Source organism: Aciduliprofundum boonei T469 (genome assembly GCF_000025665.1).
Lineage (GTDB): Archaea > Thermoplasmatota > Thermoplasmata > Thermoplasmatales > Aciduliprofundaceae > Aciduliprofundum > Aciduliprofundum boonei.
The window spans coordinates 111,384-127,796 of sequence record NC_013926.1; the positions used below are offsets into that span (position 1 = coordinate 111,384).

14 protein-coding genes are annotated in these 16,413 nt (G+C 39.8%); 6 read left to right on the forward strand and 8 right to left on the reverse strand.

All coding sequences use genetic code 11. From position 1 onward, the window contains the following. The first annotated feature begins 41 nt into the window (after positions 1-41). The 4 genes from ABOO_RS00615 (at position 42) to ABOO_RS00630 (ending at position 6,662) form a co-directional block, all read left to right on the forward strand. The gene (locus ABOO_RS00615; protein WP_008084838.1) at positions 42-341 is read left to right on the forward strand and encodes a metal-sulfur cluster assembly factor; all 300 of its coding nucleotides are present in this window, start codon (positions 42-44) and stop codon (positions 339-341) included. A 37-nt stretch (positions 342-378) separates the two neighbouring features. Next, positions 379-954 (forward strand): type-4 uracil-DNA glycosylase, encoded by a 576-nt coding sequence (gene udg, locus ABOO_RS00620; RefSeq protein WP_008085043.1) that lies wholly within the window; start codon positions 379-381, stop codon positions 952-954. Positions 955-1,017: 63 nt separating this feature from the next. Further along, positions 1,018-5,724 (forward strand): PAS domain S-box protein, encoded by a 4,707-nt coding sequence (locus ABOO_RS00625; RefSeq protein WP_008085174.1) that lies wholly within the window; start codon positions 1,018-1,020, stop codon positions 5,722-5,724. Positions 5,725-5,726: 2 nt separating this feature from the next. Next, on the forward strand, positions 5,727-6,662 hold the full coding sequence (locus ABOO_RS00630; RefSeq protein ID WP_008085157.1) for a class I SAM-dependent methyltransferase: 936 nt from the start codon (positions 5,727-5,729) through the stop codon (positions 6,660-6,662). On the opposite strand, the gene ABOO_RS00635 is transcribed toward ABOO_RS00630, so the two are convergent. The 5 genes from ABOO_RS00635 to ABOO_RS00655 form a co-directional block, all read right to left on the reverse strand. Next, positions 6,655-8,598 (reverse strand): beta-CASP ribonuclease aCPSF1, encoded by a 1,944-nt coding sequence (locus ABOO_RS00635; RefSeq protein ID WP_008084904.1) that lies wholly within the window; start codon positions 8,596-8,598, stop codon positions 6,655-6,657. The two genes, ABOO_RS00630 and ABOO_RS00635, sit on opposite strands and share 8 nt — an antisense overlap. 4 nt (positions 8,599-8,602) lie before the next feature. Beyond that, a complete protein-coding gene (gene psmB, locus ABOO_RS00640; RefSeq protein ID WP_008084855.1) occupies positions 8,603-9,235 on the reverse strand; it encodes an archaeal proteasome endopeptidase complex subunit beta in 633 nt (210 codons plus the stop codon). Between the two features lie 63 nt (positions 9,236-9,298). Then, positions 9,299-10,096, reverse strand: coding sequence for a metal ABC transporter permease (locus ABOO_RS00645; RefSeq protein WP_008085153.1), 798 nt, complete (start codon positions 10,094-10,096; stop codon positions 9,299-9,301). Continuing rightward, entirely contained in the window at positions 10,083-10,835 is a 753-nt protein-coding gene (locus tag ABOO_RS00650; RefSeq protein ID WP_008084919.1) for a metal ABC transporter ATP-binding protein, read from the reverse strand. Before ABOO_RS00650 ends, ABOO_RS00645 begins: the two co-directional genes overlap by 14 nt. Further along, complete coding sequence (locus tag ABOO_RS00655; RefSeq protein WP_008085132.1) at positions 10,832-11,239, reverse strand: metal-dependent transcriptional regulator; 408 nt, start codon at positions 11,237-11,239, stop codon at positions 10,832-10,834. Before ABOO_RS00655 ends, ABOO_RS00650 begins: the two co-directional genes overlap by 4 nt. Before the next feature lie 77 nt (positions 11,240-11,316). Here ABOO_RS00655 and ABOO_RS00660 point away from each other — a divergent pair, with 77 nt between their 5' ends. Beyond that, positions 11,317-12,771, forward strand: coding sequence for a phospholipase D-like domain-containing protein (locus ABOO_RS00660; protein WP_012997043.1), 1,455 nt, complete (start codon positions 11,317-11,319; stop codon positions 12,769-12,771). Here the strand turns inward: ABOO_RS00660 and ABOO_RS00665 are convergent. Continuing rightward, positions 12,768-13,259, reverse strand: coding sequence for a 3-isopropylmalate dehydratase small subunit (locus tag ABOO_RS00665; RefSeq protein ID WP_012997044.1), 492 nt, complete (start codon positions 13,257-13,259; stop codon positions 12,768-12,770). The genes ABOO_RS00660 and ABOO_RS00665 overlap by 4 nt on opposite strands. Beyond that, complete coding sequence (locus ABOO_RS00670) at positions 13,260-14,516, reverse strand: 3-isopropylmalate dehydratase large subunit (protein WP_008085104.1); 1,257 nt, start codon at positions 14,514-14,516, stop codon at positions 13,260-13,262. It lies immediately after the preceding gene. A 58-nt stretch (positions 14,517-14,574) separates the two neighbouring features. Here ABOO_RS00670 and ABOO_RS00675 point away from each other — a divergent pair, with 58 nt between their 5' ends. After that, the gene (locus tag ABOO_RS00675) at positions 14,575-15,060 is read left to right on the forward strand and encodes an NOB1 family endonuclease (protein WP_012997045.1); all 486 of its coding nucleotides are present in this window, start codon (positions 14,575-14,577) and stop codon (positions 15,058-15,060) included. A gap of 136 nt (positions 15,061-15,196) precedes the next feature. On the opposite strand, the gene ABOO_RS00680 is transcribed toward ABOO_RS00675, so the two are convergent. Further along, positions 15,197-16,339, reverse strand: coding sequence for a nucleotidyltransferase domain-containing protein (locus tag ABOO_RS00680; protein WP_008085092.1), 1,143 nt, complete (start codon positions 16,337-16,339; stop codon positions 15,197-15,199). Between the last annotated feature and the right edge of the window lie 74 nt (positions 16,340-16,413).

The following is a 16,413-nucleotide window of genomic DNA, read 5'->3' on the forward strand; positions in this document are numbered from 1 at the left end:
AAATATGTTTCCCCAATGCAAAATTAGGTTGAGGTGATTTGATGGTCAAGGAAGAGGATGTTTGGAATGCACTACGAGATGTGGTGGACCCGGAGATAGGGGCTAATTTAGTTGATTTGGGATTGATATATGAGGTTAGGGTGGATAATGGCAAGGATGTTTATGTAAAGATGACATTAACGGTTCCCGGATGTCCGCTAATGAATGTCCTTCCCGCACAGGTGGAAGAGAGATTGAAGCAGTTGGATGGAGTAGGGAAAATTACTGTACAACTAACATTTGATCCGCCTTGGAGTCCTGACAGGATGAGCGAAGAGCTTCGCAAACTCTACGGCTGGTAAGTTGAAAATTTTTATATTCTATTTCTATTAGAGCACAATGCAAACAACCCTTTACAATTTTGGTGATTCGCTGGAAAAAATAGAGAAGGAGATTAAGGAATGTAAAAAATGCCCATTGTACAAAACGAGGAAAAATGCAGTTCCTGGCGAGGGAGGATTCCAAAGGAGAATTATGTTCGTGGGCGAAGCGCCTGGAAGAAGGGAGGACGAGCTTGGTAGGCCTTTCGTGGGCGCTGCAGGAAAATTTTTAGATGAATTATTGGCAAGCATTGGATTATCACGCAAGGATGTTTACATAACCAACATTGTTAAATGCAGACCCCCGGGGAATAGAGATCCTACAGATGAGGAGATAAAACTGTGCTCTCCATACCTTGATAGGCAAATTGCAATTATGAAGCCAAGGATAATATGCCCATTAGGGCGCTTTTCCGCCAAATACATACTGGAAAAATTCGGATTTGAAATGGGAAAAATATCAAAAATTCAGGGCAAGGTATTTGAAGGAAATATCCTGATTCTTCCCATGTATCATCCAGCCGCAGCTCTATACCATCAAAATTTGAAAAGCGAGCTCTACAAGAGCTTTGAAGTTTTGAAATCTCTCCTTTGAAATATTATCGCTTATGATAAAGAGCCGAAAAAGTTTAATATTCTTTGATGAGATGGCCTTCCGATGCAGGTAAAATGCGATGAGCTTGCGAATGCTGTTAAAATAGGCATTGTGATATTGGATAAAAATTTCAAAATCGTAGATGCAAATAGAGAAATTCTAATTAAGGGCAACATAAAAAAGGAAAAACTACTCAACACTCCATTTCTCCTGTGGTTTCCAGAAAAAATGAGGGGCGAGATTGAGAAAATTCTCCAAGATGTTTGGAATGAAAAGATTGAGTGGGGAAGGGGCTCATATGAGCTATACCCTATGGGTAGTGATAAACCCCTTATGGTAGATGTTCGCGTTAGAAAACTGAAAGATTCTTTGGTTGTAACAATAATCGACAAAAGCTGGCTCTATAAGACATTAGAGAAATTGAACATTGTACAATCAGCTGTGGATAACATGGCTGAAGGGCTCGTTGTCACGGATATAAATGGCACAATCCTATTCGTAAATCCGGGATTCACAAAGATGACAGGGTATAGTGAGGAGGAAGCGATAGGTAAAAATCCAAGAATCTTGAAGAGTGGTAAGCAAGACAGGAAATTCTACGAAAATCTGTGGAACACAATCCTATCGGGCAGAATTTGGAAGGGCTCGCTAATAAACAGGAGAAAAGATGGAACCCTGTACTGGGAAGAGATGACGATAGTGCCTGTAAAGGACAATAGGGGAAAAATCACTAATTTTGTAGCTGTAAAGAGAGATGTGTCTGAGAGGAAAAAATTGGAAGAGGAAGTGAGAAAAAAGGAAGAGTACTATCGCAAGATTTTCAACATGAGCAATGATGGGATATTCATAGAAACTCTTGATGGCAAAATTGTGGATCTGAATGAGGCAGCAGCCAAGATGCTTGGCTATAAGAGGGATGAGCTTCTAAAAGCTGGTATTGATGCCATAGTAACAGAGGAGTATAAAGGAAAGATAAAATCAATAATCGAGAAATTGAAAAAAGAGGGATATGCACGCTTGGAAGTGTTTGACAGGCACAAGGATGGACACTTGGTCCCTATGGAACTGTCGATAAGTACGCTCCATATAGATGGTGAGCATCTAGCCCTCGTAATTGCCAGAGATTTATCCTTTAGGGAAGAGCAAGAGACAAAGTACAGAATCTTGAGCGAGATGGCAAGCGATGCTGTTATTTTAATAAAAGAGGATGGGATAGTTGAGTATTGGAACCCTGCTAGCCAAAAGATATTTGGATACACGAGTGATGAGGCTTTGAACAAGCCATTTTGGGAGCTTATTGTGCCTAAAAAATATCTGCCAGGCACCAATTTTCAAAATTTAGTAAAGAAAGGTTTTGAGAAGGCCTCTTTACCCTACACAAGGAGATTTGAGGTTCAAGCCAAAAGAAAAGATGGAAAATTAATAGATGTTGAGCTTGGCATATCCATATTTAACATAAGTGGAAAGAAGTATGCATTAGCGGTTATAAGGGACATAAGTGAAAGGGTTGAGATGGAAAGAAAATTGAAAAAACAAACCGACGAGCTTAAAGCAATCTATCGCTTCTCCCTCGAGCTTGGCTCGATTATAGACCTACCCACTCTGTCCCAAAAAGTCTATGAAGAGATAAAGAAGCTCATAAATTTCGATAGCTTTTCCTTGGGCATTGTTGACTGGAACAAAAACACCGTAAGATTCGATATTCTAACTTCCGGGGAGAAAAATTTGGGACCGAAAGAGATTGAGATAGACCCTGAAAACTCGTTAAGCAGCTGGGTTATAACATCTAAAAGTGCTTTATTGATTAAGAACTTCGAGAAAGAAAAGGACAAACTGCCTGCAAAATGGATTAAGGTTGGAAAAATGCCAAAATCCTGGCTCGGCGTGCCTTTAATGTATAAGGGTAAAGTTCTCGGCATTATAGTGCTTCAAAGTTTCAAGCCATACCAGTACGATGAGAACGATAGAGATTTCATAATGACGCTTGCAGCACAACTTTCTATAATAATAGCAAATGCACAACTCTACAACGAGCTAAAAATAAACGAAGAGAGATATAGAGGAATTGTAGATTCAAGCATCGTAGGCATAAGCGTTGCCGATATAAGTGGAATTTTGACCTTTGTAAACGATAAATTTGCAGATATGCTAGGATACAAAAAGGAGGAGCTCATAGGAAAGAGCATATTGGAGATGACCACAGAAGATGGAAGAAAAGTCTTCAAAAAGATGCTAGATAGGAGAAAAGAAGGACTAATAGATTACTACGAGAATGTTCTTGTTAGAAAAGATGGTAAAATTATATATGCCTTGATAAACGCATCTCCACTCAGAGATGCAAATGGGAATATAATAGGCTCAACTGCTGTGATAGTAGATATAACGGAGAGAAAGAAAGAGATGGAAGAGCTAAAAAGGAAAAATGCTGTGCTAAGCGCTCTTTACAACATATCACTAAAAATGGGAGAAGCTCCTAATCTTGAAGAAATTTTCAAGATTACCTATAAGGAGCTTTATGATATTTTTAATTTTGACTGGTTCTTCATAGCCCTATGCGAGAATAATATGCTCAACTATGTGATTCTAAAATCGAGGAATAAAAGCATTGTCAACTACAAATTAGAGTGCAATTCTGAACACTCTCTCGCTGCCAGAGCCGTGAAAGAGGGAAAGCCCCTCCTATTCAGAGATTTGCCAAAGGAAGTAAAAGAGGAAAATTACACATTAATTGAGGGCACGGAAGAAGTGCCTACGAGATCCGTCATCATATTTCCACTTCTTTACAAAAATGAGAGATTGGGTGTCATAAGTATCCAGAGCAAAAGACCAAATGTCTATAATGAAAATGATGTAAAATATGTTTCCACGATAGCACATGCTATTTCAATATTCATAAAAAATATTCAGCTTTACAGGCAGATAAAGAGCACAAAGGAAAAATTGGAAAAAATAGTGAATTCTTCGCTTGTGGGAATTGATACAACCGATTTAGATGGAAATGTAACCTTTGTAAACGATGCACTTGCAGAGATGCTTGGATACAGGAAAGAAGAGCTCATAGGAAAGAACATATTGGAAGTTACGACTCCTAAGGGAAAAGAAATATTAAAGCATATGCTAGAAAGGAGAAGAAAGGGATTCAAAGATTACTATGAAAACGAACTAATACGCAAGGATGGAAAAATTATACACGCTTTAATAAATGCAGCACCCCTCAGAGACGAAAATGGAAAAATCGTTGGAACTTTAGGCATAGTTTTGGACATAACAAAGAGAAAAGAGATGGAAGAAAAAATAAAGAATGAGAGGGAGAGGTACAAGCATTTATTCGAAAGTATGGCGAATATAATTGTGCTCATACAGAATGAAAGGGTAATCTATATAAACAAGCAATTTGAGGCTGCCACGGGATATCAAAAAGATGAGGTTCTAAACAAGCCCTTCATTGATTTTGTGCATCCAGATATGAGGGATATCGTGCTCAGCAATTATAAAAGGAGAATGCGAGGGCTTGAAGCTCCTGACCATTACATAATAAAGCTCATAGGAAAGAAGGGAAAAGAAATCTGGATGGATATCCGCACATCCGTTATAACCTGGGAGCATGGAAAAGCAGACCTCGTGAGTATGATGGATATTACCGAAATAAAGGAGATGGAAGACAAGCTAATCACCTTGGATGAAATTGCAAGAAAATTGAAAATGGCTAAGAGCAAAGATGAAATTTATGAAATTGCCATACAAAATCTGTACAGGGTGCTCAATCTTTACAATTCTGCAATTTTAGAGATAAAAGATCACACCTTGGTTATAGTTAAGTCCCGCGGCTATGTAAATCCAAACATAAAATTGGATGTAGAAAGTGAGAGAGGCATAACAGCATGGGTTGCCAGAAACAATTTACCATATTACTCTCCAAATACAGATGAGGACCCACTCTACATAACGGGAGTAAGAGGTGCAAAATGCGAGTATGCTACACCCATATCCATAGATGATGAAGTGTATGGGGTTCTGGATGTGCAGAAAGATGAGCCCTATTCAATAAGCGAGGACGATATGAAACTAATCGATTTGCTTGCAAACAACATGGCTGTTGCCCTAAGAAGCTTAGAAATTCAAAAAGATTTAGAGAAAGCGAAGAACTTGCAAGAGCTCATGCTCCACATTGTAAGCCATGATTTGAAAAATCCTCTTGCAGTTATTGAGGGCTACATAGACCTGATGAAAGAAGGTTTTGACCCGTCTTACTTGGATGCTATGCAAATGGCAGTAGAGGAGGCATCAAGTATAATTGAAAAGGCAAGATTGTTCTCGAAACTCGGAGCTGGAAAGATTGACGAAGAGAGAAAATTGATAGATTTAAAGGAAGAACTTGAAAATGTTTCCTCTCTGCTATCCCACAAGTACCCATCTGGAAAAATAAATATCTCTGTGGATAAAATTGAGATCTATGCATTTCCAATAATAAAGGAAGTTTTCACAAACATAATTGACAACGCATTTAAGTATGGGGCTAAGAATGTGGACATATCTCTGATTGATAAGGATGAGAATGTTGAAATAAGAATTGCTGATGACGGCCCAGGCATACCTAAAGAACTGCGCAATACCATATTTAACACCTTTGAAACACTCTCAAAGAAGAAGGGAAGCGGATTAGGACTGAGCATTGTCAAGATGATTGTAGAGATGCACGATGGCAAGGTTTGGGTAGAGGAGAACAAACCCAAGGGAAGTGTTTTTGTAATACAATTACCTAAGGATTGATAATGCGTGCTCCCTGCATAAAGGTTCCACTCTCCGAAGCGGAGAAAACAAAGAGAGAACTGGCTAAAATGGATGCTCTTGCAAATTTGAAATGGAAAAAAAGAGATAGATATGTTATAATACCTTTAAAAAGAGAATTAGAAAATTTAGAAATATGCTATGAAGATTTTGAAGAGAAGAGGGGAAGAGAGAAAATCGGCTCGTTTGACATAATTGGCGATATAGCCATAGTGAAATACAAGGAAGATTTAGATTACGAAGAGCTTGCAAAAAAATTGGTTGATGGTAAGAGCATTAAAAAATTGGCAGTTGATATGGGAGTTAGAGGCACGGAGAGAATAAGAGAGTTAAAGCTTATAGTTGGAGATTCTTTAGAAACGATACATAAAGAGTATGGCGTACGCTTAAAAGTGGATATTTCAAAAGTTTATTTCTCTCCACGCTTGGCAACTGAAAGATGGAGGGTTGTGCAGAAGGTAAAGGATGGAGAGACAATTTTTGATATGTTTGCAGGCTGTGGCCCATTCTCCATCCTGATAGCAAAATACAAGAAAGTAAAAATTTATGCCTGCGATATTAACCCATACGCAATAGAATACCTTGAGGAAAATATAAAAATGAACAAGGTTAAAGGCATAACTCCCATCTTAGGGGATGCAAGGGATGTGGCAAAAGAAATAAAGGCAGATAGAATTATAATGAATTTGCCCCATTCATCCTTTGAATTTTTAGAATATGCAATTGAGGCAGCAAAAAATGGGGCTTTTATCCATTATTACGAAATTCTGCCAAAGAATAATGAAAGAGAGAAAGATATAATTGCCAAAGGAGATGAGGTGGGAGCAAGAGTAAAAATTCTGGAGAAGAGGAGAGTGCACGCATACTCTCCGAGCAAGGATATGTTTGCCTTCCTACTCCAAATATTCAAGTTTATCTGAGTCGCACAACTTCCAAATTTTTGAGAGCCATAGTTTCCATACCATATCTCTTATGCAATCCTATCGCAAGGTCTATACATTTATTTTCTTCACCGTGGCATATTATAACTCTCTCTGGCTTTGGATTCATAGATGATATATACTGCACAAGTTGTCTCCTATCAGAATGCCCAGAAAAGCCATCGATGGTCTCTATGTTCATCTCAACTTTAACCGTAAATGGTTTTCCACCAAGGCTCATAAGTACTTCCTTTAATCCGTTCTGTATTCTCCTTCCAAGAGTACCCACCGCCTGATAACCCACAAACACGAGGGTATTGCGAGGGTCGTCTGCCCAATGCTTGAAATATTCCAGCACCGGCCCTCCATTCATCATACCTGAGGTAGATAGAACAATGAGAGGGTCTGAGGAGCTTATGACCTCTTCTCTTCTCTCCACAGATTCAACCCTGTGGAAGATTGGAGATAAGAATGGATTTTCTTTCTTCTGGAATATGAGCTCACGCAGATCCTTGTTCAAATACTCAGGATAAGCAGCGTGGATAGTAGTTGCCTCCCAAATCATCCCATCAAGATAAATGGGCATCTCGGGCAATTCCCCATTTCGCATAAAGCTTTCAAGAACAAGCATGACTTCCTGACTTCTTCCAACTGCAAAAACGGGAATTAAAATCTTTCCACCCTTATCGTAGGTGCGCATAACCACATCTTTTAACCTTTCTGCCGCTTCTCTACGAGATGGCTGAAAATCCTCTCGTCCTCCATAAGTGCTCTCCATTATAACCGTCTCAACCCGAGGAAAACGGTTATGAGCCGCATTGAATAACCAAGAACGCTCGTATTTTATATCTCCCGTGATAACTATGTTGTAAAGCCCCTCTCCTATGTGGAAATGAGAAACGGAGGAGCCAAGAATGTGCCCAGCATTGTGGAATGTTAGCCTTATATCTGGAGCAATATCCGTTGTCTCTCCATATTTTAGCGTAATGGTGTGCTTTATCATTTCCTTTATATGCTTTGATTCATAGGGCACTTTCTTCCCTTCTGACTGGGCAACTTTTACATAATCGATAAGCAGCATGGCTGCAAGGTCTCTAGTAGGAGCGGTCATATAAACAGGGCCATCGTAATTGTACTTGAATAGAAGAGGCACAAGCCCAACATGGTCAAGATGGGCATGTGTCACCACAACAGCATCTATATGCTTAAAAGGTTTTTCAGGATCACTGGCATCCCAAACCTCAGGTACATAGAGATACGGTGCCCCACTCCATGGATCTGCCTTATCGGAGACAGCCACATTCAAGCCGCAGTCCACGAGAACTCTGCTTGTGCGAGTCATGATAAGCGTTGCACTTCTTCCAACTTCTCTATATCCCCCAAGAGCCTCAACACGAACCCATTGCTCGCCGCTCAAAGGGGGCCTATTTATTCTCTTTCCAATATTTCTCAAAATTTCCCTTCTTTCCTCGCGCACCAGTTTCAAATAAGCCCTCATCTCCTTGACTATCCTAGACTCCAACGGCGGTGCTCGAACAACGCGGGGAGCCCATCTGATTCTCTTCTTTATCTCATTTAAAAGCTGGCCATCCTTGCCAATAACAGCCCCTGGAGATTCTGCCTCTATAACAACCTCCCCAGTTTCTGGTACAAAGTAAATATCCCTTATCCCTGCCTCCTCGGGCACTATATTCAAAATTTCATCCTTGGCCTGAGCCTCATCCATAAGCAATGATGGGTCCGGTCTGATGAATATCCTGCGTCTCACCGTTTGGGCCACTTTTTTTATAATATCTGGGTGGTCCGCAAAGAATTCCATATCTCGAGTATAAACCACCACCAAAGGGCCTTCCAAATCTATATTTGTTATCTCGGCCTGGGGAGCAAGTTCATCCATTACTTCCCTGACCTGTTTCAGCACATCCTCCCACGGCATAAAATCACTTCAATTTAAGTTTCTTCATTCTCTTCTCAACTTCCTCTTGACTCAATTCAACGAATCCCTCATCCTTTGTTATAGTGGCAACTGAAATACCATCACCACTTGCAGCATCACGCCTCATAGCTGCATTTATACCCCTTATAACCAAATTTATACCCTCATCAAGGCTCAAATCATCCTTCCATCTATCTTCAAGAACACCATAAACAAAGAGAGAGCCAGAGCCAACACTTGCATATTTGTCCTCAATAGCCCCTCCCGCAGCATCTATGGCAAATACATGGTAGCCCTTACTATCAAATCCACCCACTAAGAGGCCTACATAGTACGGGAAAAATTTTCTCTCATTGAGAATATTGGATAGCAGAGTGGCGGCTGCACCCACGGGCATGTACATTTTTCTCCTTATCCTGTAAAGATTAATTTCTGCACGCATATAGCGCACAAGAACTTGCAGATCTCCAACGAGTCCAGCAGTGGTCATTCCAATATTATAATCCAACTTGTAGAGCTTTTGAGCTGTCTTATGGGCTATGAAAGTTTCCATACTTGCCCTATGCTCAGTACCCATCACAACACCATCTTTCGTCACAATTCCCACAGTGGTAGTTCCAGTTTTAGCGTTCTCCATCTCTAACACCTTCAAAATTTTACGGGGTATAATCGGATGGATATATATAAAGCTTTTCCGAATTCATTTTTTGAATATTGTGAGAAAGTATATGCTAGTGGCAATCAACCCAGCATAGGCACTTGGAGAAACCGGAGATATAACTGCAAGAGCCAATCCCCCGAGTCCAGAAAAGAGGGATATAAGGAAGGCAAAGAGCATAGTGATGGATACCGTGGAGGAAATCCTTTTAGAGGCTGCTGCAGGAATTATAAGCAAAGCATAAACCAGTATAGCACCAACTCCCTTCAACAATACAACCACACCTATAGCCACAATCACATACAGCAAACTCTCATAAAGGGCAGGTTTTAATCCTACTGCCATGGCACCCTCGGGATCAAAAATTGAGAACAGTATTCTCCTATGATAAATTATGAAAATCAAAACAATGGCAATTACGGATAGAGTCATTATCTCGATATCCGTTTGTGATAAGAGAAGCAGGTCTCCGATAATAAGCCCCCAGGCAACCGATGCATACTCTCTAATCAAAGATAGAAACAGGATTGCAAGGCTCATAGAGAGGGCAAACATCACCCCCACAGAAACATCCACATTTTCCTTCTTATGAGATGCATATCCTATAGCAAGGGCAAACAATATAGAAAATATGAGGGCTACGAGAAGATAATTCACAGAGAAAAGGTAGAGAGCAAGAAATATACCCAAGGCAGCACCTGCCAAAGCCCCATGAGCTATTCCACTAACCAAGAAAGTGCTACCCCTGAAAACAGAATAACTTCCAATAAGGGATGATACAATTGCTATCAAAAAAATGGCGATTATTGCTCGGAGAAGCCATACATCAATGGTGAACATGAACATCACCGCCCAGAACATAACACACATTTTCCCTTCTTACTATTGGTACCTTCACTCCGTAGAGCTTCTCCATATTCTCCTCGTTGAGAACATCCATGACATCTCCAAAGGCAATTACTCTCTTTCTCAAAAGCAAAAGCTTATCTGTGCATTCTACAAGGGGATTTACATCGTGGGTGACTATTATTATCGTCTTCTCTCTCTTTAATTTGTGCAAGATTCCTGCCATTTTCATCTTTGTAGCCACATCTGTAGCAGAAAACGGCTCATCGAGAATGAGTATCTTACTGCTCTGAGCAAGAACTCTCGCGAGGAATACCCTCTGCTGCTCACCCCCGCTCAAACTCGAGAAATTTTTATCCCAGTAGTGAAGCATACCTACTCTTTCTAAAGCTCTCTTTGCGTTTTTAACATCCTCCAACCGTATCCCAAAATAATACCTAGATAATAGAGGCATCAGGACAACATCCTTGACCTTGAGAGGAATATTTGTGTTTACTCTATCTCTCTGAGGCATATACCCAATAATGTTTCTAGATTCCTCTGGCTCCTTTCCGAAGATTTTTATCTTACCCTCATACTCTACCAAACCAAGAATGGATTTTAAGAGAGTGGTCTTACCAGCACCATTTGGACCCATAATCACAAGCAAAGAGGGATGCTCTAATTTCAAATTAATATTTTCAAGGGCAATCTGGGAATCGTATTTAACACTCAAATTTTGAATTTCAATCATTTATCTACTCCCTCCGGAATTGGTCTCCCATGAGGGCATTCTTTGGGATTACCAAGGCGATTGCAGATGAGTTCTACAACATCATCTTCAATATTAACTTGAATACGAGATGCTATTGTACAAGCCCTATCTGCCTCAATACCCATTCTATAGAGCATAGTTTCGATTATCCTGTGATTTCTCACCACCCTTCGAGCCAAAGCCATACCTTCTTCTGTAAGAGTATATTTTCCCATATCCTTTTTTAGATATCCCATACCTGCCAGTTTATTCAGAACTTCATATGCTGTAGGCCTCTTAACATTCATAATCTCAGCCATTTTCTTTGGGCCTATACCTACAATACCATTCATCTGGGCCTCGTATATGGCCATAATGTACTTTCCTTCAACCTCGGTTATCACGGTTAGGTAATACCTAACGATTTATTTAAATTTTAAGCGTGTGAAATTTTATATTTGAGCACGGGATATCCTTAAAGATGAGGTATGCTAAATTACTCGTTCTAATTTACGCTTTTATTTTCGTCACTTCAATAATTTACGCAGTGAACTTTAATCCAAGTGAGGGGGGAGAGGTAAAAAATTTAAGCACTTCAAGCAACGAACTCTTTGTTGTACCCATTGAAAATTACGGCTATGCACCAATGTTAAAGCATTTGATCGATAATGCCACAGAGAGTGTATATGTATCTATGGAGATTCTCAGCGATTATGAGCCAGTAAAAACATTGCTTGATTCTCTAATTGCAGCCCATAACAGGGGTGTGGATGTGAAGGTTATATGTGAAGGGGATATATCTTCAAATAAGTACGGAGTGCAATATCTAGAAAATGGAGGAGTGGAGGTTAAGGTTGATAACACCCAAAAATTCATACATACAAAGATGGTTGTGATTGATGGAAAAGTGGTATATGTGGGCTCACACAACTGGAGCCCATATGCATTAGGAAAGAATAACGAGTATGGGATATTAATTTTCAACTCTCAAATTGCAGATTTCTATCAAAATTATTTTGATTCCCTATGGAAAGATTCTTCAAAAATCCCTCAACTGAGCTGCATCTCGCAATCCGATGGAGAATTGAGTGTAAAAACCACTTACGATGGCTATACTTACAATGCCCTTAAAGATCTCATAAACTCGGCCAAGCATCGGCTCTACATAAGTGTTTACACTATGGCATATTATTCAAATCCGGAGGGAAATGAAACTCTGGTCAATAATTTGGTTAATGAAATAATTGAGAAGAGAGATATTGCAAAGGTTGTGCTAGACGATCACGATAGTGATAATGCGTACAATTATCTCCAGGATAACTATGTGAGCGTAGAGTACGATTCCTCATCCGTCACTACTCACTTAAAATTGGTCATTGCAGATGATACCGTCTATGTTGGAGATGCAAACTGGGATTATGGGTACTTGGATAACGAAACTCACACTGTTGGAGTAATTATAGAGAATAAAACTGTGGCAGATTTCTTTGCAAACTATTTTCTGCAAATTTGGAAATACAAAGATAATCCATATTACATTCCTGACGGTTTTGTGGATAAGTGGAGCTTTACCGCCAGCCCTGGGGAGGAACTTGATATAAATCTATTCTTAGCAAATGGCGGGTATAAAAACGATTCTTCCTTCTATCTTATCCCTGGAGGTAATTTAAATGCATCTCTCAATGAGAATTTAGAATGGTACAGAGAAAATGTTTACGATTGGAGAAATGAAACTATGAAAGTAGAGATACCCGACAATGCCAGTGGATATTACACCGTGCACATAACACTCTATGGGCAAGATAAGTACATCAACTATACAATATACTTTACAATATATGTAGAAAACTCAGTCCCAGAGTTCGAGAGCTTTACACCGCTAATCATAGCCTTTACGATAATATTTGCAATTTTAATAAAGAAAAAAGATGATTAATTTTCTCTATTTTTCCTTATGTACTCTATTATACCCCCCGCTTTTATTATATCCATCACATAGCCCTCAAATGGTGGAAAATGCACTTCAAATCCCTTGGTCTTATTGATTATTATCCCATTCTCGATGTCCACTTCGACCTTATCTCCCGCTTCAAATTTCTCGATTTCCTCCCTCTTGAGGGTTATTGCTGGCAATCCAAGATTTATGCAGTTTCTGTAATATATCCTAGCAAAGCTCTCAGCGATTATTGCCTTTATTCCCGCAGCCTTGAGACATTTCACCGCCTGCTCCCTTGAAGAGCCATAGCCCCAGTTTTTACCAGCGACTATGACATCTCCCGGCTTAACATTTTTTGCAAATTCAGGATCTAAATCCTCCAGCGCGTGGGATGCCATCTCTTCATCGCTCATTATTTTATATGTGTACTTACCTGGAAATATCACATCCGTGTTTACATCATCCCCATACTTCCATACACGTCCCATTTAAAGCACCTCCCTCGGATCTGCAATATATCCCTTAAGTGCAGTAGCAGCGGCCGTGGCTGGCGATCCCAAATAGATCTCCGCATTGGGATTGCCCATTCTTCCCTTGAAATTGCGATTTGCAGTGCTAAGGCATTTCTCCCCATCGGCTAGCACGCCTGCATGGGCCCCTAAACAAGGACCACATCCAGGATTCATAATAACTGCACCTGCCTCAGCAAGTGTACGCAATATACCCTTCTCATCCGCCTCACGCCACACATCCCAAGATGCTGGGAACACGAGCATGCGAACATTCTTATTTACTTTCTTTCCCTTTAAAATCCTAGCTGCTATTTCCAAGTCCTCTACACGACCGTTTGTACATGTGCCCAAAAACACCTGATTTACTTCAATACCCTCCGCCTTATCAATATCGTAAACATTATCAACCGTGTGTGGAAATGCAATTTTTGGCACCAAATCGGAGGCATCATATTCGTATCTTCTCTCATACTCTGCATCCTCGTCCGGGTGCATTATCTCGTAAGGAGCTCGGGCACGGGTCTTCAAATAAGCCTCTGTCTTCTCGTCCGCTTCGATAATTCCATTCTTGGCTCCCATCTCAGCACTCATATTTGTAAGAACCATTCTAGATGCTATGGTCATATCTTTTATCGTCTCCCCTTTGAATTCAACTGCTTTGTAAACAGCCCCACTCGCAGTAACATCTCCTACAATATGCAATGCTAAATCCTTAGCAAAAACCCCCTTGGGCAGCTTTCCATTCACGATTATCTCATAGCTCTCCGGCACTCTTAACCATATCTTTCCAGTGGCCCATATGGCAGCGACTTCACTTCTTCCTATACCAGCGGCAAAGGCTCCAAATGCGCCTGGTGTGGTAGTATGTGAATCCGCGCCAACTATGACCGCACCTGGTAAATCGTAGCCCTTCTCTGCCATAACCTGATGGCATATACCTGTGTTTATATCCCAAAAATTCTCTATACCTTGCTCCTTTACGAATTCTCTGATGCTCTTGTGGTTATTCGCATAATCCGCAGTGGGTGCAGGCACTGTGTGATCAAGAATTATCACTATCTTTTTTGGATTCCAAACTTTCTTAACCCCTGTTTTCTTGAATTTGAGCAATATGGCAGCGGAATTGTCATGACTCATAACCCAGGTGGGCTCTACAGTCACTATCTCTCCAGGCTGCACTTCCTTCTTTCCAGCTTTCTTGGCTAAAATCTTTTCAGTAAGAGTCATACCCATAATATCACCAGATGATAATCTCCCATATTTATTTAATACTTATTGGGCAAGTTTAAAAATGATGATGCAATGCAGTGCCGTGGAAAGATTAGTACTGGATTCGTCAGCCTTGATTGAGGGTTTCGTTCCTCCAGCAAACTATGAAATTTATATTCCCCCCGGAGTGGCAGAGGAAGTTAGAGATAAATCCCTTGATTTTACTCTTTTAAAAATTGTCTCGCCATCAAGGTACAACACCAAACTTGCAGTCAAGGCAGCAAAGGAAACAGGGGATTTCCCCTCGCTTTCAAATGTTGATATTGAAGTAATTGCTCTCGCTATACAGCTAAACGCAAAGATAGTTACGGATGACTATGCAATTCAGAATGTAGCCTCTCATTTAGGACTGGATTTTGAAGGTGTACACCAGGAAAAGATAAAAGAAAAGAGAAAATGGAAATGGAGATGTACCTCCTGTGGAAGATATTTCAATCATTACTATGAGCAATGTCCAGTTTGTGGCGGAGAACTAAAGAGAGTTAAAAGTTCTGGGAAGAAACTATAAAGGAAAAAATTATCTCTCAAGGAGCTAAGTAGCACAATTTACTATTGCTAATATGAAATATTCACACTAAAGGATCCTCAGATTCAATCCACGACATTTAAATTTATGAAGATAAAAACAGGCTTTTTATTTATTTTTAAACTTTTTGTGTATTTTTATCTATTTTCCTAATCATCTCCCTTACAGCTTCTCTAAGAGCAAGTACCTCAGATCTCTCCACTTTTTCAAAATTCTTGTTCTCAATATCATTTTTCAATTCTTCTAACCTGTTCCAAACTAACATATATCCCTCATCTAGCTTTCTCGAATCTATAAACGCATTTTTGAACTCTCTTTTCAACTCATCTATTTTTATCTCTTCGTACTTTTCTATGAACTCTTTGGTGGACTCTATCTTCGCTAACTCTATAATGTAACCAGGAACCTCTTTGCCCAGTTTGATAAGCCCCTCAACAACAGCTTTGGCCATAATCTCAAGAGTTCTGAGAACTATCTTGCTCAATTCTCCCAGTTCCTTTATCTCTATCAATTCTTCCATCTTTCCAACGATTTTCTTAGCTCTGTCAATCCAAAGATCAACATCTTCTCCTTTTATTTCTTTTATCTCTCTGCGCTTTATCTTATCTCTTAGTTCTACTATCTCTTTAACCCACTCCGCATATTGCGATTCTAATATTCCCGGAGCCACTAAATTTTTCATCATCTCTCCATATAATTTCTTTGGCTGTGGAGCATCTTCTCCCAGAGCCATAAACAACGCTTGTGCAGAATCAATTATTGCATAGTAGCAATCTTCTGCAATTTGCATGATTTTCACAACTTCTGCTCTCTCTATCTTTTCCATTGCCCTCTTCATTTGCATATCCACGGCTTCTTTAGTGTGTGGAATCTTTCCCTTTAACCATAGTTGTTGAAGTGGCTCAAAAACTCCCACATCATACAATGCCACACCTTCCTTGATTATATTGTAAATTACTGGATTGCCCATTCTAGCATTGTCCCAGAATTCTGTTAGGGTGTATGTGGGATGTATCTCAAGCAAATGCCCATCTATTTCATCTTTAATTCTCTCCAGCTCGTTGTCCATACTCTCTAAAAACCCGGTGGGTAATTGCTTTGGATCATCCACTATGACCACCACATCTATATCGCTTTTAGAGCTCACAACACCCCTGCTTAAAGAGCCAAACAAAACTATTGATTTTATCATCTCTCCATACTTTTCAACAACTAAATCTGCCCATTTTTTTGCTATCTTGAGCCTTTCTTCATAATCCATAGCCAACATCTCCTCTAATAGATATGTATGACATAATGGATTAAAATTTTTGTTAATAAATAGATAATAAAAGG